We start from the raw sequence: 22,164 nt of genomic DNA, 5'->3' as shown, positions 1-22,164 counted from the left end.
GGTCCAAAGCCTCTGACCCCACACCGCCCCGGGCCGCAGGATCGGACCATGGATGGACAAACGCCCAAAGGAGCGCCGGCATGCCCGAGCACGTGAAGTGGTTTGAAGAAATTGGCATGGGGGACGTCCCGCAGGTCGGCGGCAAGAATGCCTCCCTGGGCGAGCTCATCCAGTCCCTCAAGGCCCGGGGCGTACGGGTTCCCGACGGCTTCGCCACCACCGCCGCGGCCTACCGGACCTTCGTCGCGGCGAACGGGATCGAACCGGCGATGCGCTCGCGGATCCTGGCCTACCGCTCCGGGGACGCGACGCTCCGCGAGACCGGGGAAGCCATCCGGGAGCTGTTCCTGGCCAGCGATTTCCCGCCGGACATCGCCGACTCCATCCGCTCGCACTACCGCGATCTGGGCCAGCGCGCCGGCCTGGAGCGGCTGTCGGTCGCGGTACGCAGCAGCGCCACGGCCGAGGACCTTCCCGATGCCAGCTTCGCCGGCCAGCAGGAAACCTTCCTGAACGTCACCGGCGACCGGGAACTGATGGACGCCTGCCGGCGGTGCTACGCCTCGCTGTTCACGGACCGGGCCATCAGCTACCGGGAAGTCAAGGGCTTCGACCACCTCGACGTCGCACTCTCGATCGGGGTCCAGCGGATGGTGCGCTCCGACGTCGGCGCCTCCGGAGTGATGTTCTCGATCGATACAGACTCCGGGTTCCCGCGGGCTGCCGTGATCAGCGCCGCCTGGGGTCTCGGCGAGACGGTGGTGCAGGGCACGATCAACCCGGACAAGTACCTCGTCTTCAAGCCGCTCCTGAGCGAGGCCGCGGCGGCGGAAGGACCGGCGGAAGGGCTGGCGGAAGGGGTGGCGGAAAGGCCCAGCCCGATCATCGAAAAGACCCTCGGCTCCAAGGCGCAGAAGATGGTCTACAGCCGCGGCGGCCACGCCCGCACCCGCACCGTCGACACCTCGGAAGCGGAACGCCGGTCCTTCGTCCTGGCCGACGCCGAGATCCTCACCCTGGCCCGCTGGGCCGTGAGCGTCGAGGAGCACTACCGCCGGCCGATGGACATGGAATGGGCCCGGGACGGCGTGACGGGCGAGCTCTTCATGGTCCAGGCCCGGCCGGAGACGGTGCAGTCGCAAAAGACCGGTTCCCGCTTCACGCTCCACCACCTGCTGGAAACCGGGGCGGTGCTGGTGACCGGGGCGGCGATCGGCGACTCGATCGCGCAGGGGACGGCGTGCGTGATCAGGAGCGCCGCTGACATCGACAAGTTCCGGGACGGCGCCATCCTGGTCACCGAAATGACCGACCCGGACTGGGTGCCCATCATGAAGCGCGCCGCCGGGATCGTCACCGACCACGGCGGCCCCACCAGCCACGCGGCCATCGTGAGCCGGGAACTGGGGGTGCCCGCCGTCGTCGGGACCGGCAACGCCACCAGTGTCCTGGCCGAGGACCAGGCCGTGACCCTGTCCTGCGCCGAAGGCGATACGGGCCGCGTCTATGCCGGCAGCCTCGCGTTCGAAGCCGAGGACGTGGATCTGGGCGAGCTGCCGGCGACGCGCACCAAAGTCATGGTGAACATCGCCAGCCCCGCGGCCGCCTTCCAGTGGTGGCGGCTGCCCGCGGACGGCGTCGGGCTGGCCCGGATGGAGTTCATCATCAGCGCCCTGATCCGGATCCATCCGATGGCGCTGGTCCACCCGGAACGGGTCGCGGACCCGCAGGAAGCAGCGCAGATCCGGGACCTGACGCGCGGCTACGCCGATCCAGGCGACTACTTCGTGGACGCCCTGGCGCTGGGCATCGCGAAGATCGYCGCGCCCTACCATCCGAACCCGGTGATCGTGAGGCTCAGCGATTTCAAGACCAACGAGTACGCGCACCTGATCGGCGGCGCCTCCTTCGAGGAAGCCGAGGAGAACCCGATGCTCGGCTTCCGGGGTGCCTCGCGCTACTACGACGCGCGGTACCGGGAAGGCTTCGCGCTCGAATGCCGGGCGCTGAAACGGGTCCGGGAGCGGATCGGCTTCAGCAACATCATCGTCATGGTCCCGTTCTGCCGGACACCGCAGGAGGCGGACAAGGTGCTGGCGGTGATGGCTGAGAACGGGCTGGTCCGCGGCGAGCACGGCCTACAGGTCTACATGATGTGCGAGATCCCCTCCAACGTGGTCCTGGCTGAAAAATTCGCCACCCGCTTCGACGGCTTCTCGATCGGCTCGAACGACCTCACCCAGCTGGTCCTCGGCGTGGACCGGGACTCGGCGCAGCTGGCGGCGCTGTTCGACGAGCGCGACGAGGCCGTCATGGCGATGATCAGCGAGGCGATCCGGAAGGCGCACGCGGCAGGGATCAAGATCGGTATCTGCGGCCAGGGCCCCAGCAACCACCCGGAGTTCGCGGCGTTCCTGGTTGGCGAGGGCATCGATTCGATCTCGCTGAACCCGGACAGCTACCTCAGGACCGTCCCGCGGATCGCGGAAGCCGAGAAGCTGGCGTCCGCGGGCTAGGCCGGCCGGCCGGCCCGCCCGGCCGCGGGGTCCGCGTCCCGGAGCCCAGCGCCCGGAGCGCGTTCAGGATCGTGGCGAGGTCCACCACCTCCTGGGAGAGGGCGCCGGCGATGGCCGGAACGTAGCCCGCGGCTGCCGCCAGCATCAGCGCCACGCTCAGCGCGATGCCGATCCAGATGCTCTGCAGCGCCACCTTCACGGTGCGCTGGCCGATCCGCACGGCCGAGGCCACCTTGGACAGGTCGTCCAGGATGATCACGACGTCGGCGGACTCGCCGGCCGCCGTCGAACCCCGCGCGCCCATCGCGATCCCGACGTCGGCGACGGCCAGGACGGGGGCGTCGTTGACGCCGTCGCCCACCATCATGACCGGACGGCGGGGCAGAGAGCGCACGGCCTCCACCTTGTCCGGCGGCAGGCACTCGGCGCGGACATCGGTCAGCCCGGCCTCTGCCGCGATGTGCTCGGCGGTGGCGAGCGCGTCGCCGGTGAGCATGACCGTCCGGGTGGCGCCGAGTTCCCGGAGTTCGGCCACGGTGCGGCGGGTTTCCCCGCGGATCGGGTCGCTCATCACCAGGGCCCCGGCGAACTCCCCGGCCACACCCACGTAGATGGCGAGCTCGCCGCTGGCCAGCTCGGTTTCGACGACACCGGCGGCCGATTCCGACACGAAATTTGGCTTGCCGACGACGACGTCCCGGCCGTCGAAGCGCGCCCGGACGCCGTGCGTGGCGAATTCGGTGGCCTCCGTGGCGGACTCGAAAACCAAGCCACGGGACCGTGCCGCGTCCATCACCGAGGCGGCGAGCACGTGGGAAGAATATTGCTCGGCGGAGGCCGCGAGCCCGAGGACCCGGTCCTCGGTGAAGGACCCCGCAGTCCGGATGCCCACCAGGGAGGGGCGGCCGTAGGTCAGGGTGCCGGTCTTGTCGAAGGCCACCGTTTTGATCCGGCTCAGCTGCTCGAGAACCCCGGCGTACTTGACGATGATGCCGCCACGCGCGGCACGGCTCATGCCGCCCAGGAACGCCACGGGGGCGGCGATCAGCAGGGGACACGGCGTGGCCACCACCAGCACCTCCGCGAACCGGACCGGGCTGCCGCTGACGATCCAGCCGATCGCCCCGAGAACGTAGGCGAGGGCGGTGAACGGGACGGCGTAGCGGTCGGCCAGGCGGACCATGGGTGCCTTGCTGTCGGCCGCTTCTTTCACCAGCGCGACGATGCGGCTGTACTGCGAGTCCTCCATCAGCGCCGTGACCTGCATCCGGATGGCCGCTTGGCCGTTCAACGACCCGCTCATCAGGCCCTCGCCGGCGGCACGCTCCACCGGCAGGCTCTCCCCGGTCAGCGAGGATTCATCAAACGTTCCGGACTCGGAAAGCAGCAGCCCGTCCAGCGGCACCACTTCGCCGGGCCGCACCAGCAGGATGTCGCCGACTTCGACGTCGGTGGCCGCCACGTCCTCATGCTGGCTGTCGGTTTCGGCGGCGTGGCTTCCGGCGGCACCGCCGTTGCGTTCCCGGTGGGCTGTCTGCGGGACGCGCTCCAGCAGGGACGTCAGTTCCTTCTTGGCACGGCCGGCGGCGTAGTCCTCAAGGGCGGTGCCGCCGGCCATCATGAGCACGATGATCATCGAGGCGACGAATTCGCCCACCAGTACGGTGCTGACGATGGCGGTTACGGCCAGGATGTCGATGCCCCACTGGCCGCCGACCAGGCGGCGGACCATGCCGACGGCGAGGTAGGCCGCCACAGCCAGCGCATAGATGCTGGCGGCGATCCGCGCGATAGCTTCCTGGCCGGAGGCAAGCAGCAGTATCACCGCCAGGAGGGCGGCGACCGTGCCCGTGACAAGCGGATACCGGAGCGCAATTTTCACGGTTGTCCCGCCTCGTTCCTCGCGCAAGACCCGGCGTCTGCGCCTACTTGCATCCTACTGCGCGGCCCTCCCCTCCCGGGCTCCGGGCCGGACGGACACCTGGGGGTTCGTCGGGCCTTTCAGCCCTACCCCACTGGGGCCTGTGGTGCCATGGTGAGGCATGTGGTCGATCTTCGCCGGGCGCCGGCGCCGGGTGCTTGCGCTGGTGGCTGCGGTGCTGCTGGTGGTCGGCGCGGTGGTGACGGCAGTTGTGCTCTCCGGGGGACCCCCTGCCGCCGCTCCGTCGACGGCCCCGGCCACCGGCGCGGCGTCGGCTTCCGTTACCTCTTCGCCGACGCGCACTGCGCCGAGCACCCCCTCACCCGCTGCGACGCCAAGCCGGCCGCCCCTGCCGCCGTCGAGCGCCGCTCCGATCCCTCCGCCGCCCCCGCCGCCCCCGGCACCCGCGGCCCCGTTCCCCGCGGCGCTCCGGGGCGCCGACGTCGAGGTCATCCCCGGCGCGGGCCCCGTGGTTGCCCTGACTTTCGACGCCGGGGCCAATTCGGCGGCCCTGCCCAGCATTCTGCGCACCCTCGGCGCCGCCGGAGTGCGGGCAACGTTCTTCCTGACGGGCAACTGGGCCAGCGCCAACCCCGCGGGCGTTGCCTCGATCGTGGCCGCCGGCCACCGGGTGGGCAACCACTCGATGACGCATCCGGGGTTCACCTCCCTCACCGACGCCCAGATCGCCCAGCAGCTCGCCGGCGCGCAGGCCGCTATCACGGCCGGAGGCGCGGATTCCCGGCCGCTTTTCCGCTTCCCGTTCGGCGAGCGGGACGCACGGACCATCGCCGCCGTGAACGCGCGGGGCTACCTGCCGGTGCGCTGGACGGTCGACACCCTCGGCTGGAAGGGCACCAGCGGCGGCGTTACGGTCCAGATCGTCGCCGACCGGGCGCTCGCCGGCCTGCAGCCGGGGGAGATCGTCCTGATGCACATCGGCTCCAACCCCGACGACGGCACCACCCTGGACGCCGACGCGCTGCCGCAACTCATCAACCGGATCCGCCAGGCCGGTTACGGCTTCACGACCCTGGACGCGCTCCTCGGCTGACCGCCCGTAACCGGGCCGACCGCCACTGTTCCCCGACGGGGATGACTGCTACGAATAACGCATGACGGAGTCGCCCACAGTTGCAGCTGCCCTGGCACCCGTCGACGCGGTGGTCTTTGAACTGGACGGCGTGGTGCTTGATACCGCGGAACTCCGTGCCGCTGCCTGGAAGCGGCTCCTCGACGACGTCTTCCGGGACCCCCGGTTGCCGTCGCGCGCCCGCCGGGACCCGATTGCCGACGCCGACTACACCCTTTACATCGAAGGCAGGACGCCCGCCGAGGCTGCCTCGGCGTTCCTGGCCTCGCGCGGCGTCTCGCTTCCGCCGGGTTCGCCGGCGGATGGTCCGGGCGACTGGACGGCATTCGGACTCGGGAAACGCCAGGACGAACTCTTCGGCCAACTGCTGCGCGGCCAGCCGCCCCGGGCCTTCCCCGGCACCCTGGCCCTGCTGGAACGGCTCCGGGCCGGCCGGATTCCGGTGCTGCTGGCCACGTCGGCGCCCAACGCGGGCGCGCTGCTCGCCACCGTCGGCCTGGAAGGCTTCTTCGACCATGTCGCGGACGGCCAGGCGGCGCTGCGGCAGGCCATCCCCGGCAAGCCGTCGCCGGCCCTGGCCCTCGAAGCGGTGCGGCGGCTGGACATCCCGCCCGGCCGGGCCATGGTCATCGAAGCGGCCGTCGCCGGGGTCGAAGCGGGCCGCCGCGGTGGCTTCGGGCTCGTCGTCGGGATCGACCGGACCGGCCGGCGGGCCGAACTGGAAACCGCCGGCGCCGACATCGTGGTCGAAGACGTCAGCGAACTGGACATCGGCCTGGTCATCACGCACCCCTGGATGCTGGTCTACGAGGGTTTCGACCCGGCCCACGAAGGGCACCGGGAGGCGCTGACCACGCTGGGCAACGGCTACATGGCCACCCGGGGTGCGGCGCCGGAGCACCGCGGCGGTGAGATCCACTACCGCGGGAGCTACCTGGCAGGGGTCTACAACCGGCTGGCCAGCGTCGTGGAGGGCCAGAAGACGGTGGACGAGCACATGGTGAACATTCCGGACTGGCTGCACCTGGACCTGCGGATCGAGGGCGGCGCCTGGTGGTCGGAGGGAGGCCTGGTGCTCAAGCAGGAGCGCCGCACCCTGGACCTTAAACGCGCGCTGCTCACCCGGGAGGCGCTGCTGGAGGACGACGCCGGCCGGCGGCTGAGGCTGGTGCAGCGCCGGCTTGTGTCGATGGCGGAGCCGCACCTAGCCGCGCTGGAGACGGTGCTGACCGCGGACGGCTGGAGCGGCAGCATCAGCGTCCGCAGCGGCTGCGACACGGACGTGACCAACTCCAACGTCCCGGAGGACGCTCAGCTGTCCAACCGGCACCTGACGGCGGTGCAGGTGACGGAATCCGCCGGTGGGCAGTCCGCCGGGGGGCACGCCGCCCGCGGGCAGAGTACTGCCCGACGGGGCGCCGTCGTGCTGAACGTCCAGGTGCAGACCAGCCAGAGCCGGGTCGGCATCGCCCTGGCGGTCCGCACCGAGGTGTCAGGGCCGGCTAACTCCGCCTTCGAGCAGCTTGGCGGCCTGTACGCGCACCGCTTCGAGGTGGCGGCCGCGGACGGGACAGCGGTGACGGTGACCAAGACGGTGGGGGTCGCCAGCTCCCGGGACCACGCGGTTTCCTCTCCGCTGACCGGGGCGGAGGCGGTGCTGGCGCGCGCGGGCGGCTTCGAGGCGCTGCTGGCGGAGCATGAGAAGGCCTGGTCCCTGCTGCTGGCTCCGTTCATCATCGAGTCCGACGCCCCGTCGCAGGCGCAGCTGATCCTGAACCTGCACGTGTTCCACCTGCTGCAGACACTGACGACCCACACCGCCGAGCTGGACGCGGGCGTGCCGGCCCGCGGACTGCACGGAGAGGGCTACCGCGGGCATGTCTTCTGGGACGAACTGTTTGTCCTGCCGGTGCTGAACTCCCGGCTGCCCTCGCTCGCGCGGGAGCTCGTCGACTACCGCTGGCGCCGGCTCGGCACGGCCCGGGATGCGGCGCGGGCGGCCGGGCTGCGGGGCGCGCTGTTCCCCTGGCAGAGCGGCAGCGACGGCACCGAGCAGACGCCCAAGCTGCTCTTCAACAAGCTGTCCGGGCACTGGATGCCGGACTACTCGCACCTCCAGCGCCATGTGGGCCTGGCCGTGGCCTACAACGCCTGGCAGTACTTCGAGGCCACCCAGGACCGCGGCTGGCTGACCCAGCACGGCGCGGAACTCATTGTCGACGTCGCCCGCCTGTTCGCCTCGATGGCGGACTACGACGCCATCGAGGACCGGTTCCATCTCAGGGGTGTGATGGGGCCGGATGAGTACCACACCGGCACCCAGGGCAACCCGGGCGGAGGCCTCGATGACAACGCCTACACCAACATCATGGCCGCGTGGGTGTTCGACCAGGCGGAGTGGATTATGCGCTCCGTCCAGGGGTTCGACATGGAGGACCTCCGGGCCAGGCTCGGCATTACGGCAGCGGAAATCGCTGGCTGGGAGCGGCTGAGCCGGCGCATGTTCGTGCCCTTCCACGGGGACGGCATCATCAGCCAGTTCGCCGGCTATGGCGCGCTCCGGGAACTGGACTGGACCCACTACCGCCGCAGCTACCGCAACATTGAACGGCTGGACCTGATCCTGGAAGCGGAAGGGGACAGCACCAACCACTACCGGCTGGCCAAGCAGGCCGACGTCCTGATGCTGCTCTACGTCCTGGGTGAGGACCAGCTCGTGGGATTCCTCGGCCGGATGGGCTACACCGTCACCGCCGCCCAGATGGCCGCGACCGTGGACTTCTACCTGGCCCGGACCGCGCACGGCTCCACGCTCAGCCGGGTGGCGCACGCCTCGGTCCTCGCGCAACGGGATCCTGAGCGGGCGTGGGCCACGTTCCGCGAAGCCTTGGACGCGGACCTGGACGATACCCAGGGCGGGACCACGAGCTCGGGCATCCACCTGGGCGCCATGGCCGGCTCGATCGACGTCGTCCAGCGCAGCTTCGCTGGACTGCGGATCACCCGGGACGCCCTCGACTTCACGCCCAGGCTCCCGGCTGAACTGCGCCGGGTCGAGTTCCAGGTCCGCTACCGCGACCAGCTGCTGGCGGTGCATCTGGAAACGGACCGGCTCATGGTCTCCGCCGCCCCCGGGGACGCCGCCCCCGTGCTGGTCCGGGTTGGCCCCCGGAAGGTGCTGCTGCGGGCCGGCGAACAGCATGAATTCCTCCGCGCCGATTCCGCACCCAACTAGCTGGCAGTTGTTGTCGTTTTGAGCCCTTAAAGCGACAACAACTGCGAGCCAGTTGGGCGGGGCCTGCTTCAGGAGGCCACGCGGATGACGGCGGCGCCGGTCACCCGGTCCCCGGCGAGGTCCCGCAGCGCCTGGTCTGCGGCGTCGAAGGGGTAGGCCACCGTGGTGGGGCGCAGCGGAATCTCGGCGGCGAGCCGGAAGAACTCCTCGCCGTCGGCCCTGGTGTTGGCGGTGACGCTGCGCAGTTGGCGCTCCTGGAACAGCTCGGCGGCGTAGTGCAGCGGCGGAATGTCGCTGAGGTGGATGCCTGCGACGGCGAGGGTTCCGCCACGGTCGAGGGCACGCAGCGCCGGCGGCACGAGGGTCCCGGCGGGAGCGAAGAGGATGGCGGAGTCGAGGGGGTCCGGGGGCTCATCCTCGGCTCCGCCGGCGAAGGTGGCGCCGAGGTCCAGGGCGAGGCGGCGGGCTTCGGGAGACCGCGTCATGACGTAGACCCGGGCCCCCTGGTAGAGCGCAATCTGTGCGGCGAGGTGGGCCGAGGCGCCGAAGCCGTAAATGCCCAGCCGGCCGCCGATCGGCAGTTCCGCCCGGCTCAGGGCGCGGTAGCCGATGATGCCCGCGCACAGCAGCGGAGCCGCCTCCTCATCCGGGAAGATTTCGGGCACCCGGTAGGCGAAGTCCTCGGCGACGGTGATGAGTTCGGCGTAGCCGCCGTCGCGGTCCCAGCCCGTAAAGGTGGGGGACAGGCACAGGTTTTCCTGCCCGCGCAGGCAGAACCGGCAGGACCGGCAGGTGCCGCCGAGCCAGGCCACTCCCACCCGCTCGCCCGGGCGGAACCGGTCCGCGCCCGGGCCGGCGCCGATCACCTCGCCGATCACTTCGTGCMCGGGAACGACGCCGGCCCGTCTGGGGGCCAGCTCGCCTTCGGCCAGGTGCAAGTCCGTGCGGCACACCCCGCACACCCGCACGCGCAAAAGGACTTCCCCGTGCCCAGGGCTGGGGTCCGGGCGCTCGCCGGATACCAGCGGACCCGTCGCGATTGGTCCGGGCTGCGCAACCCACCAGGCTCGCACAGGGCCTCCCTTTCTGGCTCATCTTCCTGACCCGGGCTGCGGCGGCCGTGATCCCGGGGTCGGAATCAGCGCGTGATCATGACGTTGCAGGCCGCCTTGTGCAGCACCGCGGAGACGGTGTTGCCAATGCCTCCGCCGCGGTTGTGGGTGCCCAGCACCAGCACATCCGCATCTTCGGCTGCCTCCACGAGTTCCTTGGCCGCCGCCCGGCCCTCCTTCAGCGTGCCGGAGACTGCCAGCCCGGGGGCGAGTCTCCCTGCTTCGCCGAGGGAGTACTCCAGCAGTTCCGCGCCGTGGAGCGGGGCGTGGCGGCCGTGCTCCGCCAGGTCGCCGCCATGGTCCGGATCAACATGGATCAGCTGCAACTCGGCGCCCATTGCGACGGCGAGGCGGGCGGCGTCGGCCAGCACCGCCGAGCTGTGGGCCGCGGCATCGACGCCGACGACGACGGGCCTGCCGGGCAGGTGCGGACGGCGGACCACCATCAGCGGGCACGGGGCGGCGCCGGCCAGCTCCAGGCAGACCGAGCCGGCGAGGTGGCCGAGCACGCCGCCTATACCCCGGCTACCCACCACAAGGAGGGAGGCGTCCGCGGCGGCCCGGCGCAGGACCTGTGCGGGCAGTCCGGCCTCCATGACACCGTCGACGGCGAGCCCGGGGTCAACGCCGTGGGCCAGCCCCACGCCCTCGGCGAGGATGGTCTCGGCGGAATGCCGGAGGCCGCTGCCGGCCACGCCTTTGACGGGTCCCAGGTCCTTGGTGAACATCGGCCAGACCCAGGCGTGGACCACCCGCAGGGGGACTCCCCGGAGGGCGGCGTGGTCGGCGGCCCAGCGGACAGCGAGTTGAGAGGATTCGGAGCCGTCGTAGCCCACGGCGACGGCGGCGGGCCGGGGACCTGCTGCGGGTGCCGGCATGGATCCTCCCGGGTAGGCGGACGTAGCACTCCCCAGCGGTGCGTCCCCCAGTACTACCGGTGCGGGGAACGGGACGGCTAGGGGCTTTAGTCCCCCGCCCGTTCGGGGCCGCTATGTTCTTCCCGCAGCTCCCGTCCGCGGCGGATGTCCTCTTCCTCCTTGGCCTGCAGCTTGTCGCTCTTCTTCGTGTCGCGCGGCGGCAGCTGGATGGTTTCCTCGGCCTCGATGCCGGCCTGGAGCTGGCGGCCGCGTTCGGTTTCGGCGTCGAACTCGGCGCCGAAGAGCAGCGACATGTTCAGGATCCACAGCCAGAGCAGCGCGATGATGACGCCGCCGATTGCACCGTAGGTCTTGTTGTAGCTGTTGGAGTAGGCCACGTAGAAGCCGAACGCCAGGGATGCCAGCAGGAAGACCACCAGGGCGATCGCCGATCCCATGCTCATCCAGCGGAATTTGGGCTGCTTAACGTTGGGGGTGGCGTAGTAGAGGATGGCAATAGCCACGATCACGAGCACCAGCATCACCGGCCACTTGGCGATGTTCCAGACGACCAGGAACGCCCCGCCCAGACCGATGATGTTTCCGACGGACTCGGCCACCGGGCCGCTGAGCACGAGCATCGCGGCCAGCACGACGACGATCAGCAGGTTGACGACCGTGACACCGAGCATGGTGCCGCGCAGCTTCAGGAACGGCCGGCCCTCGTCGGTCTCATACACCCGGTTCATGGCCCGCCCGAACGCCCCGACATAGCCGGAGGCGGACCAGAGGGCGGTGAGGAGACCCACGATGAACGTCAGGCCCGCGGCCGAGGAGCTGGCCAGTTCTTCGACTACCGGGCGGATCGTGTCCACGGTCTGGCCGGGTGCGATGCCCTGGACAATGTCCAGCAGCGCCGAGGTGGTTTTCTGGGCGTCTCCGAAGAGACCCAGCAGGGACACCAGCGCCAGGAGCGCCGGGAAGATTGAGAGCACCGAGTAGTAGGTCAGCGACGCCGCGAGGTCGGGGCACTGGTCTTTGGTGAATTCCCGCAGGGTCTTCTTGGCGATGTACTTCCAGGAGGGCTTGGTGACATCGGTGGGGCGGTCCGGCTTGCGCGCGTCGTCCGGGGCGGGGGCAGTGCGCGCCTTGGCGGTGCTGCTCTCGGGGGTTTCGGCGTCGTCCATGGAGCCAGTGTCCGCCTTGGTGAGGTTCTTGGCCATCGGAATCTTCTTTCGTGGTTAAGCGCAGCGGCCGGCTGCCCAGCGCGTCAGCGAGGGCAACCGGCCGTCTTCCGGGTCGGGCTAGGCCTGCTGGACGTTGTCCTTGGCGTCGGCCGCACGGTCCTTCACGTCGGCGACGGCCGTCTGGCCTTCACCCTTGACGTTTTGAGCGGCGTCGGTGGCCGTGGCCTTGACGTTCTCCATGGCGGCCTGGGCAGGCTCCTTCAGACCCTCGGCCACGTGCTGCGCGGCTTCGGTCAGCTCCGTGGTGAGCGGCTCGGCGGCCGTCTTCAAGGCGTCCGCTGCCTCGCGTTCCTTCTGGCTCGCCGGGATCAGCGAGGACACCAGCAGGCCGGCGCCGAAGGCGATGAGCCCTGCCGCGAGCGGGTTGCCCTGCGTCTTAGTCTTGGCCAGGTGCGGTGCGTCGGCGACGGCGGAGCCGGCGTCGTTCAGGTGCGAGGCGGCACTGCCGCCTGCGGAATGCACGTTGCCGGCGGTGTGGTCGGCTGCTCCCATGACTTTCTCCTTCACTCCGAAGACGGCGTCCTTGACCTTGTCGGTTTGGCGCTGGACGATGTGCGACGGCGTGACCTTGTCGGCCACGGCGTCGACGTTGGTGCCGAGCCGGGCGCGGGTTGCTTCAATGTCGGCGCGGATGGCATCCGGGTTTTCAGTCATTGTGTTTTCCTCGCTCTAGTGGCTGGGCTTGAGGGTCGGGGGGATTTCCTGGAGGGTTTCCGCGGTCTGCGGCATGCCCTTCATCGCCTTGAGTTCCTTGCGGCCCATCGAGGCCAGGACGGCGCCGATGATGCCCCAGATGATCGCGACGACGACGCCGGACCATCCCAGCCCCATCAGCGTTCCCAAACCCCACCAGAGGGCGAGGGAGAGGAACAGCAGGACGAAGTGGCCTGCGACGCCGGCGCCGGCGAACATGCCGCCGCCCTTGCCGGCCCGGCCGGCGGTCTGCTTCAGTTCGGCCTTGGCGAGCTCCACTTCCTGACGCATCAGGGTGGACATGTCCCGCGTGACGTCACCTAGTAGATCGCCCAGGGAGTTGGTTTCCGCTTTCACATGGGCCTCGGTGGGAGGCATCGGGGCGCCCGTGGGCATCTCGCTGCTCATCGACGGCCTCCGTCGAACGGATCCTTACGGTCGGGGTCGACGGTGGGATCAATGCGGTACGGATCGGTGGCCAGCGGGTCGTTAGCCCACTGGTCGGCGTGCGCGCCGGTGCCCTCAATCGGGCTGGGCGGGTAGGTATCGGCAACGCCGGCGGTCGTCGTCTCCGGGTAGGTCACCGGCGGCGGGGGGACCGCGACGCCGGCGTCGGGCACCCGGGTGACCGGGGCGCTGTACTGCGCCGGGGTGCCGGTGGTGCCGGTGGACGTCGTATCCGGAGCCCCGGCGCTGAGGCTGCGGCTGAGGCGTCCGGCCAGGATGCCGGCGCCGGCAGCGGCCAGCAGGAAGGTGCCGGGCCGCTGGCGGGCAAAGGACTTGACCTCATTGAGCAACGAACCGGGGTCGCGGTTGTCAAGCCACGTCGCCACGGACTGTGACCGCTCGGCGGCCTGGCGGATCAGGTCGGTCGCGACGCCGGGCTGGTCCGAGGCCTCAGCCATGGTGTGGAGTTCGCTGGAAATGGAGCGCAGGCCCTGGGCAGCCTTCTGCTGCTGCGTGCCGGCCTGGGCGGTCAGGTCCGTCCGGGCCTGGTTGATGAGGTCCTTGGCGTTGCTCTTGACCTCGCCGGCCACGTTGGCCGCTTCGGCCTTTGCCGTTTCGGTGACGTTCTGGGCCGATTCCGCGGCCTGCTGCTTGACCTCGCCGGCTTCGCCCTTGGCGGTGTCGGTCTTCGAAGGCGTCCCGGTGGAGGCGGGCGGGAACGTCGAGCTCCGCCGCAGTGCCGGCTCTGTACCTAGCTCCGTGCCCTGCGTCGCCGTCGGGGTTCCGTAGCTACCGTCCTGGGGCCATTGGTTCTCTGTCATCGTCGCTCTCTTTCCTTGTAGATCTGCTGCCGGTTAGCAAACCAGCAGCGCCGAACGCGAATAGTAAGCATGATTACTATTAGATAGTAAGCACGCTTCGCATTTGATTACAAGGAAATTTTGAAAATCGGCCGTCGCTGGCCAGCTAGGGTTGGTCCATGAGCGGAATGGCGGATAGCTGATGGCAAAGCGCGGCAGGGCGGCCGGGCGAAACGCCGGGACGTCGACGCCGGGAGTGGTGGAAGTGCCGAAGGGCAGCCGCCCGGACGGCCCGGTCGCGGGCGTCTACTACATCGACACCGGCGACTGCGAGCTGATCCCGGACCAGGACAACTCGACCGGGTGGCTGCTGCGGATCAACGGCGTGATGAGCTCCCATATCGACCTCGCCGACCCGCTGTTCCTTGACTTCGAGTACATGCGCTGGATTGCGGCGCTGGTCGAGTCGCGTTGGCCGCCGCCGACCCGGCCGAAGCTGCGTGCCCTGCACCTGGGCGGGGGAGCCTGCTCGCTGGCGCGCTACTTCCACGCCGCCTATCCGGACGCCCGGCAGGTGGTGGTGGAGCTGGACGGGAAACTTGCCGAGTACGTCCGCGGCTGGTTCGACTTGCCCAAGGCGCCGCTGCTGCGCCTGCGCGTGGGGGAGGCCCGCGAGGTTACCGAGAGCCTCACGCCGCAGACGCGGGACCTCATCATCCGCGACGTCTTCGCCGGCTCCGTCACCCCGCGGCCGCTCACCACCAGCGAATTCACCGGCCACGCCAAGCGTGTCCTGGCGCCCGGCGGGATCTACCTGGTGAATTCCGGCGACGCCCCGGCGCTGGCCAACGCGCGCGAAGACGCTGCCACGATCGCTGCGGCCTTCGAGCACACGGTAATCATCGCCGACCCGGCCATGCTCAAGGGCCGGCGCTACGGCAACATGATCATCGCCGGCAGCGACGCGCCGTTCGACGACGACCCCGGCCTCGCACGGCGCCTGCTGGGCGGCGCGGTGCCGGCGCACATCTGGCACGATGCCAAGGTGCGCGCCTTCGCCGCCGGCGCCGCCGTCCGCCACGACCCGGAGGCGGCGGTCCCGCTGGCGGTAGTCCCGACGTCGGCGAACCCGAAAGCCGCGGACCCGAAAGCCGCGGACCCGAAAGCCGCGGTCCCGACGTCGTCGACAGCTCCGTAACGGCCCTTTTGCGGCCCCAAAACGGCGCCTACGGAACAATCGCTGCGTACCCGCCCCGGCCCATCAGCGCCTCGCGGTGAGCGTCGGTCTGCTCGCGCAGGGCCTGGACCACGGCGGCGACGGCCGGCCGGCGCATCGAGTCGGGCCGCAGGACCATCCAGTAGGGCAGCCGTTCGGCGAACTCATCCGGCAACAGCCTGACCAGGTCCGGATGCAGGTCCGCGGCGAAGCAGGGCAGGAAGCCGATTCCGGCCCCGGCCCGCGTCGCCTCCACGTGGACAAAGACATTCGTGGAACTCAGCCCGTCCCGCATGGTCGGCACCAGCCGCCGCGGGGCATCGAGGTCGTCCACCTGGAGCATGGAATCGACGAAGTAGACCAGCGGATGCGCCTCCAGTTCGTCCACGGAGCGCGGCGTCCCGTACTCGGCCAGGTAGCTCCGCGAGGCGTACATCCCCAGCATGTATTCGCCGAGCCGGGCCGCCTCGGCCCGATGCACCTGCGGCTCGCCGACCACCACCTCGATGTCCAGGCCGGAGCGCTGCTGCAGCGCCCGCCGGGTCACCGTGATGATCTCCACGCTGAGCCCGGGGTGGTGGCGGCGCAGCCGGGCCACCGCGGGGGCCGCGATGTAGGCGCTGAAACCGTCGGTGGCGGTCATCCGCACGACGCCGGTGACGGGATCCGGCGTCGTGCCGGGCTTTTCGAGCGAGCGCACGGCGCCTTCCACCTGCTCGGCGACGGCGACCGCGGAGGCGCCGAGTTCCGTCAGTTCCCAGCCGCCCGCGGCCCGCGACAGCACGCGGCCGCCGAGGGCCTTCTCCAGGGCAGCGATCCGGCGGGAGACCGTGGTGTGGTTCAAGCCCAGGACCTGGGCTGCCGTCGTAAATTTGGCCGAGCGCGAGACCGCCAGCAGCACAAGCAGGTCGTCGGGATTTGCATTCATATCTGCAATTCTGCACATACATCGTGCCGGTTTGGCCATTGAACCGCAAGGAATCTGCGGCAATACTCGATGAAGCCCATTTTCAGTGCTGTGCATCACGGCGCGTGTCATCGTGGACACTAAGGAGACCGAGATGAGCGTAGACCAACGCTCCGCAACACCCCCCGCCGCAGCCACCAAGGGTGCAGGCCTGAAGAAAATCGTCGCCGCATCGATGGTCGGCACCGTCGTGGAGTGGTACGAATTCTTCCTCTACGCCACCGCCGCCACCCTGGTGTTCGGCAAGTACTTCTTCCCCGCCACCGGCAATGAACTGGACGGCATCATCCAGGCGTTCCTGACCTACGCCGTCGGTTTCGTCGCCCGCCCGCTCGGCGGCATCGTCTTCGGCCAGATCGGCGACAAGCTGGGCCGCAAGCCCACCCTGCAGCTGACCATCGTGATCATCGGTGTGTCCACCTTCCTGATGGGCTGCCTCCCGGGCTTCGTCGACATCGGCTACCTCGCGCCGGCCCTGCTGGTGGCGCTGCGCTTCATCCAGGGCTTCGCGCTGGGCGGCGAATGGGGCGGCGCCGTGCTGCTCGTTGCCGAGCACAGCCCCAACGAGTCCCGCGGCTTCTGGTCCAGCTGGCCCCAGGCGGCCGTCCCGGTCGGCAACCTGCTGGCCACCCTGGTCCTGTTCATCATGTCCAACGTGCTCAGCGCCGCCGACTTCCTCGGCTGGGGCTGGCGCGTGGCGTTCTGGCTCTCCGCGGTGATCGTGTTCGTCGGCTACTACATCCGCACCAACGTCTCCGAAGCCCCGATCTTCCTCGAGGCCAAGGCGCAGCTGGAGCAGGAGCAGGCCGCCAGCTACGGCGTCCGCGAAGTCATCCGCAAGTACCCCAAGGGCATCCTGCAGGCCATGGGCCTCCGGTTCGCGGAAAACATCATGTACTACCTGGTGGTGAGCTTCGCGATTGTCTACCTCAAGAGCGTCCACAAGTACGACACGTCCTCGCTGCTGCTGGCGCTGTTGATTGCCCACCTCATCCACTTCCTGGTCATCCCGCAGGTCGGACGGCTCGTGGACAGCTGGGGCCGCAAGCCGGTCTACCTGGTCGGAGCCATCACCGGAGCCACCTGGCCGTTCTTCGCCTTCCCGATGTTCGACACCCGCAACCCCGTCGTCATCGTGCTCGCCGTGACGATCGGCCTGTGCCTGCACGCCTTCATGTACGCCGGCCAGCCGGCGCTGATGTCGGAGCTGTTCCCGACCCGGATGCGTTACGCGGGCGTCTCGCTGGGTTCGCAGGTCACCTCGATCTTCGCCGGCTCGCTCGCGCCGCTGCTGGCCACCGCGTGGCTCAAGGACACCGGTTCCTGGCTGCCCACCGCCATCTACCTAGTGGTGGCCTGCGCCATCACCACGGTGGCAGTGCTCAGCCTCAAGGAAACCAAGGGCATCGCCCTCGAGGACGTGGACCGGGCCGACGCCGAACGTGAAGGCCTTGCAGTAGCGGCCGTCCGCCGAGCTGCTTGAACGTCTGCTGAACTGCTTGAATCTGATGACCTCGAATCTCTGAACTGGAAGGCTGGGTAATGGAAAATACACTCAACGGCCGCAAGGCATTGGTCACCGGCGGCGCGGGCGGGATCGGCGCCGCCAGCGTCCGTGCCCTCGCTGCCAGGGGCGCGAAGGTGGTGGTTGCCGACGTCGACGAAGCCGCCGCCACCGCCCTCGCCGACGAAGTCGGGGGCACCGCGTGGGCGGTGAACCTGCTCGACGTCGAGGCCCTGCAGACGCTCAGCCTGGATTGCGACATCCTGGTCAACAACGCCGGGATCCAGCGCATCAGCCCGATCGAGGACTTTGATCCGGCAGATTTCCGCCGCATCGTCACCCTCATGCTTGAGGCGCCGTTCCTGCTGATCCGGGCCGCGTTGCCGCACATGTACGCCAACGGCTTCGGCCGGATCATTAACCTGTCGTCGGTCCACGGGCTTCGGGCCTCGCCGTTCAAGAGCGCCTACGTCTCCGCCAAGCACGGCCTGGAAGGGCTGAGCAAGGTGACGGCGCTGGAGGGCGGTGCCCACGGTGTCACGTCCAACTGCATCAACCCCGGGTATGTCCGGACGCCGCTGGTCGAGTCGCAGATTGCGGACCAGGCCAAGGTGCACGGCATTCCGGAGTCCGAGGTGCTGGCCAAGATCATGCTCACCGAGGCGGCCGTGAAGCGGCTGGTCGAACCCGAGGAGGTGGCCTCGCTGGTGGCGTGGCTGGCCTCGAACGACGCCGGCATGGTCACCGGCGCCAGCTACACCATGGACGGCGGCTGGTCCGCCCGATAGGGCGCTCACACCTCCGACCCGCTGGCTCTGACGCGCTGGCCCTGACCCGCCCGGGCATCTCTGCCCGGGCGGGTCAGTTGTCTGTCAGCCGGGCCAGGTTTGGTGGCGGCTTCGCCGCGGGGCGTGCCGCTAGGCTGGGGGCATGCGCAAGGATTTCAGCCCCGCCGACTTGCCCTCCGCAGAGTTTTACCGGCTGCTGACAGCCGTCGTCGTGCCCCGTCCTATTGCCTGGGTTTCCAGCACCTCCGTCGAGGGGGTGGACAACCTCGCTCCGCATTCCTTCTTCACTGTCGCGTCGGTGACACCGCCGATCATCCAGTTCACCTCGGTGGGCCGGAAGGACACGTTGCGGAACATCTCCGCGCGAGGCGAATTTGTGGTCAATCTTGCGCCGGCCGACTTCCTCGCCGAGGTCAACGCGACCGGCACCAACTTCCCGCCGGAGGTCAGCGAGTTCGATGCCGCCAATCTCACCCGGGAGGCCAGCCTGACGGTCAGCGTGCCCCGGGTGGCGGAGTCGCCGGCGGCCCTGGAGTGCCGCCTGCATTCGACGCTGGCCATGGGTGACTGCGTGCTGGTGTTCGGCGAGGTCACCCACGCTGCGGTCTCTGCCGATGTCCTGGATGGCAGCCACCCGCGCATCGACCTGCTCGGGCCGCTGGCCCGGCTCGGGCGCGACGAGTGGGGGCACCTGGGGCCGGTCCAGGAACTGGGCCGGATCCGGAGGTCCGACTGGCCGGGCGATTTCCGGCGGAGGGCCGAACGGCAGGCTTAGCCGCCCGCGTAGGGGCCCGGGCCGGCGAGCAGCCGGCTTGATGCTGCCAGGAGGTCGTCGTGGCGGTCTGTGGGATGTCGTCCTGCAGCGCCGAGCCGGGGAGACGGAAGGACTTCCCGGAGCGGACTGCAAAGGACGTCCTGGTCTGCCTATTCGGGTTGCCGTACGTTGCGGTGATCAAAGTAGAACAGGGTTCCGGCGGGAGTCCCGGGGACGCGCAGGCCGACGAACGGGGCGCGGATGACCTCGACCGTCCCTTCCCTGCGCCCATTGAACGGGTCGTCGCCCACGACCAGTTGGCCGATGCGGAAAGGGACGCGGCCTTCGTAGACGCGGCGTGCAGCCTGCCGCAAGGCCCGGGCGACACGGACAGCCGGCTGCGGGCGTGCGGGCTGGGCTGTGCTGATTGGCTGTTCTGTGCTGATTGGCCGTGCTGTGCTGATTGACCGTGCTGGGGAAATGCGCATCGGGCTGCTCCTTGCCAGCGAACGAAGTTCCTTCACGGGGGACCGAAACGACGTGGACGGACTCCCCAGCCTCGCCGTCTTCGTTCCGGCGCCCCCGTCCGCCCACTGTACGAACTCGTCCCACCAGTAACACGCGTAACACGTACCCCTTGTTCGCCGACCACCACTTGGATCCCGGTCACGGGATACTCGGGGCAACGAATTCCGGCGCGATTGCGGCGCGATGGTTAGGGTGGGCCCATGAGTGACGACCCGTGGGGTGCCAGGCAGGCGTCCACCGCGCCCGAAGGCTGGATTCCGGCGCCCGAAAACGGCTGGGGTGCGCTTATGGTGTGGGCCGCGGGTCCGCCAAACGTCGTGCGGGTCCCCGCCGCGCCCCGCAACCGGGAGGCCGTCGTCGTCATCAGATACAGCGACGGACGCGTGACCCGGGAACCTTCGCTCCTGACCGACGCGGACCTGGAGTCGATCGACGACGATATCGACACCTATCTGGTTCATGCCGGCCTGCCGCCCCGCCCGCGCGGCTTCGACTGGTACCTGCGCCCGCCGGCCGCTGCCGCTAATGGTCCCGATGCTTTCTGGGCCGCCGTCTGGGAAGGCGCGACGGCGGGGCTGCCTAACGACGGAATGCACCCGTCGCGGTTGAGGGCAGCCACCGCGGCGGCGATGGTCCGGCTCTACCGGGGCTGACGGCGAAGGTTCCGCCAGTGGAGCGCCACCGCCGCGACTATTAGCGGGACGTGGATCGCCGGGAGGTTGTGGGCAAACCACTTCGGCAAATAGATGTCCGTGACGGAGCCGGTGCTGTCGCCGAGCCGTTGAGCGACCGCCGTCAACGGGCAATGGAAGCCGTTGCCCGCAAAGACCGCGGTTTCGGCGAAGACCACGGCGCCGGCGACGCCCGCCCTCCGGTCGGAGCGTCCCCGGACCCCGGAGTACAGGACATAGACCATCGACGCCTCGATCGTGAACCACGCCAGGGTGTGGACCGCCTTCACCGCTTTCAGCTGCGCCCCCTGGAACTCCGTGCGCCGGGTAACCACACCCGTCACCCGGGCTGCTGCAGGGCGAGGACGATGATGGCTGCGTTAATGCCCAGCCCGATCAGCCACCACGGGTTGAACGTGAGCACCAGCAGGGCGGCCGAGATTCCGGCCCCGGCTACCGTGACCGGGATCCACCACGGCGCCGCCACCAGGAGTCCCAGGCCCGCTAGCCCCAGTACCGCCGCGGCGGCGATGGCCAGGGCAACAGCGAGACGGCGCACCTCCCCGGCGAAGGGGGACCGGCCGACGTCGAACGGCGCCTTTTCGTCCGGCCGCGGCAGCCAGATGGCGAGATGAACGAGGCCGTGGGCGATTAAGAACAGTCCTGCGATCCAGCGCACGGCGGTCCTCCTGATGTTCCGGCGGCTCCGTTCAGCGAAGCACCTTCTCCCGTGGCCGGGCTAGGGGCGGAAGGCCCCCGCCCGGTCTAGCATAATTGTCTGGTATTCCAGACAACGTGAGATGCGCTGAGTCCTTGAGGGTGGACAGCCGGGGGCATGCTTAAGTACGGGATACCGGACACGCCCGAAACGAAGAGGACCACATGTCAGCCGCCAGCGCCACCACCCCGCCCGTGGGAACCCCCAGTGCCCTGCCGAAGCCGGCTGCGGCCAGGCCGGCCGCCGCCAGGCCGGCGTCCAAGGTACCGGCGGCCGAGAACACGCTGCGGATCCTGAAACTGCTGGCCTCCAAGCGCGGGCCGATGGCGGCGTCGAACATTGCCACCGCGCTGGGCCTGCCGCGCTCCAGTGTCTACCATCTGCTCGGCGTGATGGAGGCGAACGGTTTTGTGCTGCACCTGCACGAGGAGCAGCGGTACGGGCTCGGCATCAGCGCCTTCGAGCTCAGCTCCGCCTACTCCCGCCAGGAGCCGCTCTCCAGGCTCGGCCGGCCGATGCTTGCGACGCTGGTGGACGTGATCGGGGAGAGCGCCCACCTCGCCGTGCTGCACGGCAGGGACGTGCTCTACATCGTCGAGGAGCGGGCGAAAAACCGGCCCTCCCTCGTGACCGACGTCGGCGTCCGGCTACCCAGCCACCTCACCGCGAGCGGCCGGGCGATCCTGGCCGCGCTGCCGAAGTCCCAGGTCCGGGCGCTGTACCCGAACGCCGCGGCCTTCAGTGCCCGGCACGAGACCGAATCGCCGATCACCAAGTACTCCGCACTGTCCTCGCATCTGGACCAGGTCCGGCAGCGGGGCTACGCCACCGAACACGGCGAAGTGACCCCCGGCTTCGGCTCGATCGCGGCCGCCGTCACGGACCACACGGGCTGGCCGACGGCCGCCGTCGCCGTGACGTTCCTGGAGGACAAGCTGCCCACGGACCAGTGGCCGGTCCTGGCCGCGCGGGTCAAGAAGGTCGCGGACGATCTCTCGGTCCGGATCCACGGCCGCCCCAGCCCAACTAGCTCGCAGTAGTTGTCGTTATGGCTGCGCAAAACGACAACTACTGCGAGCCAGTTGGGTCTGGAATCC

At 69.5% G+C, this 22,164-nt stretch carries 20 protein-coding genes; 9 read left to right on the top strand and 11 right to left on the bottom strand.

Annotation, left to right across the window (positions count from 1 at the left end; genetic code table 11):
• Positions 1-80: 80 nt before the first annotated feature.
• Positions 81-2,516 carry a phosphoenolpyruvate synthase gene (gene ppsA, locus AC1DGE_RS07795; protein WP_476917242.1) on the top strand — a complete coding sequence of 812 codons (2,436 nt, stop codon included), beginning with the start codon at positions 81-83 and terminating at the stop codon, positions 2,514-2,516.
• Here ppsA and AC1DGE_RS07790 read toward each other — a convergent pair.
• On the bottom strand, positions 2,464-4,398 hold the full coding sequence (locus AC1DGE_RS07790; RefSeq protein ID WP_476917241.1) for a heavy metal translocating P-type ATPase: 1,935 nt from the start codon (positions 4,396-4,398) through the stop codon (positions 2,464-2,466). The genes ppsA and AC1DGE_RS07790 overlap by 53 nt on opposite strands.
• A gap of 160 nt (positions 4,399-4,558) precedes the next feature.
• Between AC1DGE_RS07790 and AC1DGE_RS07785 the strand changes: the two genes are divergently transcribed.
• Together AC1DGE_RS07785 and AC1DGE_RS07780 are read left to right on the top strand one after the other, a co-directional pair.
• The gene (locus AC1DGE_RS07785) at positions 4,559-5,491 is read left to right on the top strand and encodes a polysaccharide deacetylase family protein (RefSeq protein ID WP_476917240.1); all 933 of its coding nucleotides are present in this window, start codon (positions 4,559-4,561) and stop codon (positions 5,489-5,491) included.
• Between the two features lie 61 nt (positions 5,492-5,552).
• Entirely contained in the window at positions 5,553-8,765 is a 3,213-nt protein-coding gene (locus AC1DGE_RS07780; protein WP_476917239.1) for an HAD family hydrolase, read from the top strand.
• Positions 8,766-8,833: 68 nt separating this feature from the next.
• Here AC1DGE_RS07780 and AC1DGE_RS07775 read toward each other — a convergent pair whose 3' ends face one another.
• The 6 genes from AC1DGE_RS07775 to AC1DGE_RS07750 all read right to left on the bottom strand — a co-directional run bounded on the left by AC1DGE_RS07775 (position 8,834) and on the right by AC1DGE_RS07750 (position 13,942).
• Positions 8,834-9,838 carry a zinc-dependent alcohol dehydrogenase family protein gene (locus AC1DGE_RS07775; protein WP_476917238.1) on the bottom strand — a complete coding sequence of 335 codons (1,005 nt, stop codon included), beginning with the start codon at positions 9,836-9,838 and terminating at the stop codon, positions 8,834-8,836.
• A 65-nt stretch (positions 9,839-9,903) separates the two neighbouring features.
• Complete coding sequence (locus tag AC1DGE_RS07770; protein WP_476908930.1) at positions 9,904-10,755, bottom strand: universal stress protein; 852 nt, start codon at positions 10,753-10,755, stop codon at positions 9,904-9,906.
• A gap of 86 nt (positions 10,756-10,841) precedes the next feature.
• Positions 10,842-11,957 carry a YihY/virulence factor BrkB family protein gene (locus AC1DGE_RS07765; protein WP_476917237.1) on the bottom strand — a complete coding sequence of 372 codons (1,116 nt, stop codon included), beginning with the start codon at positions 11,955-11,957 and terminating at the stop codon, positions 10,842-10,844.
• 81 nt (positions 11,958-12,038) lie between these two features.
• Positions 12,039-12,635 carry a DUF3618 domain-containing protein gene (locus tag AC1DGE_RS07760; protein WP_476917236.1) on the bottom strand — a complete coding sequence of 199 codons (597 nt, stop codon included), beginning with the start codon at positions 12,633-12,635 and terminating at the stop codon, positions 12,039-12,041.
• A 15-nt stretch (positions 12,636-12,650) separates the two neighbouring features.
• A complete protein-coding gene (locus AC1DGE_RS07755) occupies positions 12,651-13,082 on the bottom strand; it encodes a phage holin family protein (protein WP_441418014.1) in 432 nt (143 codons plus the stop codon).
• Complete coding sequence (locus AC1DGE_RS07750; protein ID WP_476917235.1) at positions 13,079-13,942, bottom strand: hypothetical protein; 864 nt, start codon at positions 13,940-13,942, stop codon at positions 13,079-13,081. Before AC1DGE_RS07750 ends, AC1DGE_RS07755 begins: the two co-directional genes overlap by 4 nt.
• Positions 13,943-14,123: 181 nt before the next feature.
• Here AC1DGE_RS07750 and AC1DGE_RS07745 point away from each other — a divergent pair, with 181 nt between their 5' ends.
• Complete coding sequence (locus tag AC1DGE_RS07745; protein ID WP_476917234.1) at positions 14,124-15,119, top strand: spermidine synthase; 996 nt, start codon at positions 14,124-14,126, stop codon at positions 15,117-15,119.
• Between the two features lie 28 nt (positions 15,120-15,147).
• Here the strand turns inward: AC1DGE_RS07745 and AC1DGE_RS07740 are convergent, their stop codons facing one another.
• The gene (locus AC1DGE_RS07740) at positions 15,148-16,065 is read right to left on the bottom strand and encodes a LysR family transcriptional regulator (RefSeq protein WP_476917233.1); all 918 of its coding nucleotides are present in this window, start codon (positions 16,063-16,065) and stop codon (positions 15,148-15,150) included.
• A gap of 133 nt (positions 16,066-16,198) precedes the next feature.
• Here AC1DGE_RS07740 and AC1DGE_RS07735 point away from each other — a divergent pair, with 133 nt between their 5' ends.
• From AC1DGE_RS07735 to AC1DGE_RS07725, 3 genes are all read left to right on the top strand, one after another.
• Positions 16,199-17,587: an MFS transporter gene (locus tag AC1DGE_RS07735; protein WP_476917232.1), complete on the top strand. Its 1,389-nt coding sequence runs from the start codon at positions 16,199-16,201 to the stop codon at positions 17,585-17,587.
• Positions 17,588-17,646: 59 nt separating this feature from the next.
• The gene (locus AC1DGE_RS07730) at positions 17,647-18,396 is read left to right on the top strand and encodes a 3-hydroxybutyrate dehydrogenase (RefSeq protein WP_175322546.1); all 750 of its coding nucleotides are present in this window, start codon (positions 17,647-17,649) and stop codon (positions 18,394-18,396) included.
• Between the two features lie 142 nt (positions 18,397-18,538).
• A complete protein-coding gene (locus AC1DGE_RS07725) occupies positions 18,539-19,171 on the top strand; it encodes a flavin reductase family protein (RefSeq protein ID WP_476917231.1) in 633 nt (210 codons plus the stop codon).
• Positions 19,172-19,320: 149 nt separating this feature from the next.
• Here AC1DGE_RS07725 and AC1DGE_RS07720 read toward each other — a convergent pair whose 3' ends face one another.
• Positions 19,321-19,638: a hypothetical protein gene (locus AC1DGE_RS07720; protein ID WP_441418008.1), complete on the bottom strand. Its 318-nt coding sequence runs from the start codon at positions 19,636-19,638 to the stop codon at positions 19,321-19,323.
• A 240-nt stretch (positions 19,639-19,878) separates the two neighbouring features.
• On the opposite strand from AC1DGE_RS07720, the gene AC1DGE_RS07715 reads away from it, so the two are divergent.
• Positions 19,879-20,331 carry a DUF5956 family protein gene (locus AC1DGE_RS07715; RefSeq protein WP_476917230.1) on the top strand — a complete coding sequence of 151 codons (453 nt, stop codon included), beginning with the start codon at positions 19,879-19,881 and terminating at the stop codon, positions 20,329-20,331.
• On the opposite strand, the gene AC1DGE_RS07710 is transcribed toward AC1DGE_RS07715, so the two are convergent.
• Both AC1DGE_RS07710 and AC1DGE_RS07705 read right to left on the bottom strand, forming a co-directional pair.
• The gene (locus AC1DGE_RS07710) at positions 20,319-20,693 is read right to left on the bottom strand and encodes a hypothetical protein (protein ID WP_476917229.1); all 375 of its coding nucleotides are present in this window, start codon (positions 20,691-20,693) and stop codon (positions 20,319-20,321) included. The two genes, AC1DGE_RS07715 and AC1DGE_RS07710, sit on opposite strands and share 13 nt — an antisense overlap.
• A complete protein-coding gene (locus AC1DGE_RS07705) occupies positions 20,690-21,028 on the bottom strand; it encodes a hypothetical protein (RefSeq protein WP_441418005.1) in 339 nt (112 codons plus the stop codon). The genes AC1DGE_RS07710 and AC1DGE_RS07705 overlap by 4 nt, the downstream gene beginning before the upstream one ends.
• A gap of 203 nt (positions 21,029-21,231) precedes the next feature.
• Between AC1DGE_RS07705 and AC1DGE_RS07700 the strand changes: the two genes are divergently transcribed.
• A complete protein-coding gene (locus tag AC1DGE_RS07700) occupies positions 21,232-22,107 on the top strand; it encodes an IclR family transcriptional regulator (RefSeq protein ID WP_476917228.1) in 876 nt (291 codons plus the stop codon).
• Positions 22,108-22,164: the final 57 nt, after the last annotated feature.

The sequence above is a fragment of the Arthrobacter sp. 05N425 genome, assembly GCF_056397125.1.
This window is presented reverse-complemented; position numbering and strand designations above follow the sequence as displayed.

What these genes read in the sequence shown, in the direction of transcription:
- AC1DGE_RS07785 (WP_476917240.1), top strand. Translation starts at nt 4,559, where the DNA reads ATGTGGTCGATCTTCGCCGGGCGCCGGCGCCGGGTGCTTGCGCTGGTG.
- AC1DGE_RS07780 (WP_476917239.1), top strand. Translation starts at nt 5,553, where the DNA reads ATGACGGAGTCGCCCACAGTTGCAGCTGCCCTGGCACCCGTCGACGCG.
- AC1DGE_RS07770 (WP_476908930.1), bottom strand. Translation starts at nt 10,755, where the DNA reads ATGCCGGCACCCGCAGCAGGTCCCCGGCCCGCCGCCGTCGCCGTGGGC.
- AC1DGE_RS07765 (WP_476917237.1), bottom strand. Translation starts at nt 11,957, where the DNA reads ATGGCCAAGAACCTCACCAAGGCGGACACTGGCTCCATGGACGACGCC.
- AC1DGE_RS07760 (WP_476917236.1), bottom strand. Translation starts at nt 12,635, where the DNA reads ATGACTGAAAACCCGGATGCCATCCGCGCCGACATTGAAGCAACCCGC.
- AC1DGE_RS07755 (WP_441418014.1), bottom strand. Translation starts at nt 13,082, where the DNA reads ATGAGCAGCGAGATGCCCACGGGCGCCCCGATGCCTCCCACCGAGGCC.
- AC1DGE_RS07750 (WP_476917235.1), bottom strand. Translation starts at nt 13,942, where the DNA reads ATGACAGAGAACCAATGGCCCCAGGACGGTAGCTACGGAACCCCGACG.
- AC1DGE_RS07745 (WP_476917234.1), top strand. Translation starts at nt 14,124, where the DNA reads ATGGCAAAGCGCGGCAGGGCGGCCGGGCGAAACGCCGGGACGTCGACG.
- AC1DGE_RS07740 (WP_476917233.1), bottom strand. Translation starts at nt 16,065, where the DNA reads ATGAATGCAAATCCCGACGACCTGCTTGTGCTGCTGGCGGTCTCGCGC.
- AC1DGE_RS07735 (WP_476917232.1), top strand. Translation starts at nt 16,199, where the DNA reads ATGAGCGTAGACCAACGCTCCGCAACACCCCCCGCCGCAGCCACCAAG.
- AC1DGE_RS07730 (WP_175322546.1), top strand. Translation starts at nt 17,647, where the DNA reads ATGGAAAATACACTCAACGGCCGCAAGGCATTGGTCACCGGCGGCGCG.
- AC1DGE_RS07725 (WP_476917231.1), top strand. Translation starts at nt 18,539, where the DNA reads ATGCGCAAGGATTTCAGCCCCGCCGACTTGCCCTCCGCAGAGTTTTAC.
- AC1DGE_RS07720 (WP_441418008.1), bottom strand. Translation starts at nt 19,638, where the DNA reads ATGCGCATTTCCCCAGCACGGTCAATCAGCACAGCACGGCCAATCAGC.
- AC1DGE_RS07715 (WP_476917230.1), top strand. Translation starts at nt 19,879, where the DNA reads ATGAGTGACGACCCGTGGGGTGCCAGGCAGGCGTCCACCGCGCCCGAA.
- AC1DGE_RS07700 (WP_476917228.1), top strand. Translation starts at nt 21,232, where the DNA reads ATGTCAGCCGCCAGCGCCACCACCCCGCCCGTGGGAACCCCCAGTGCC.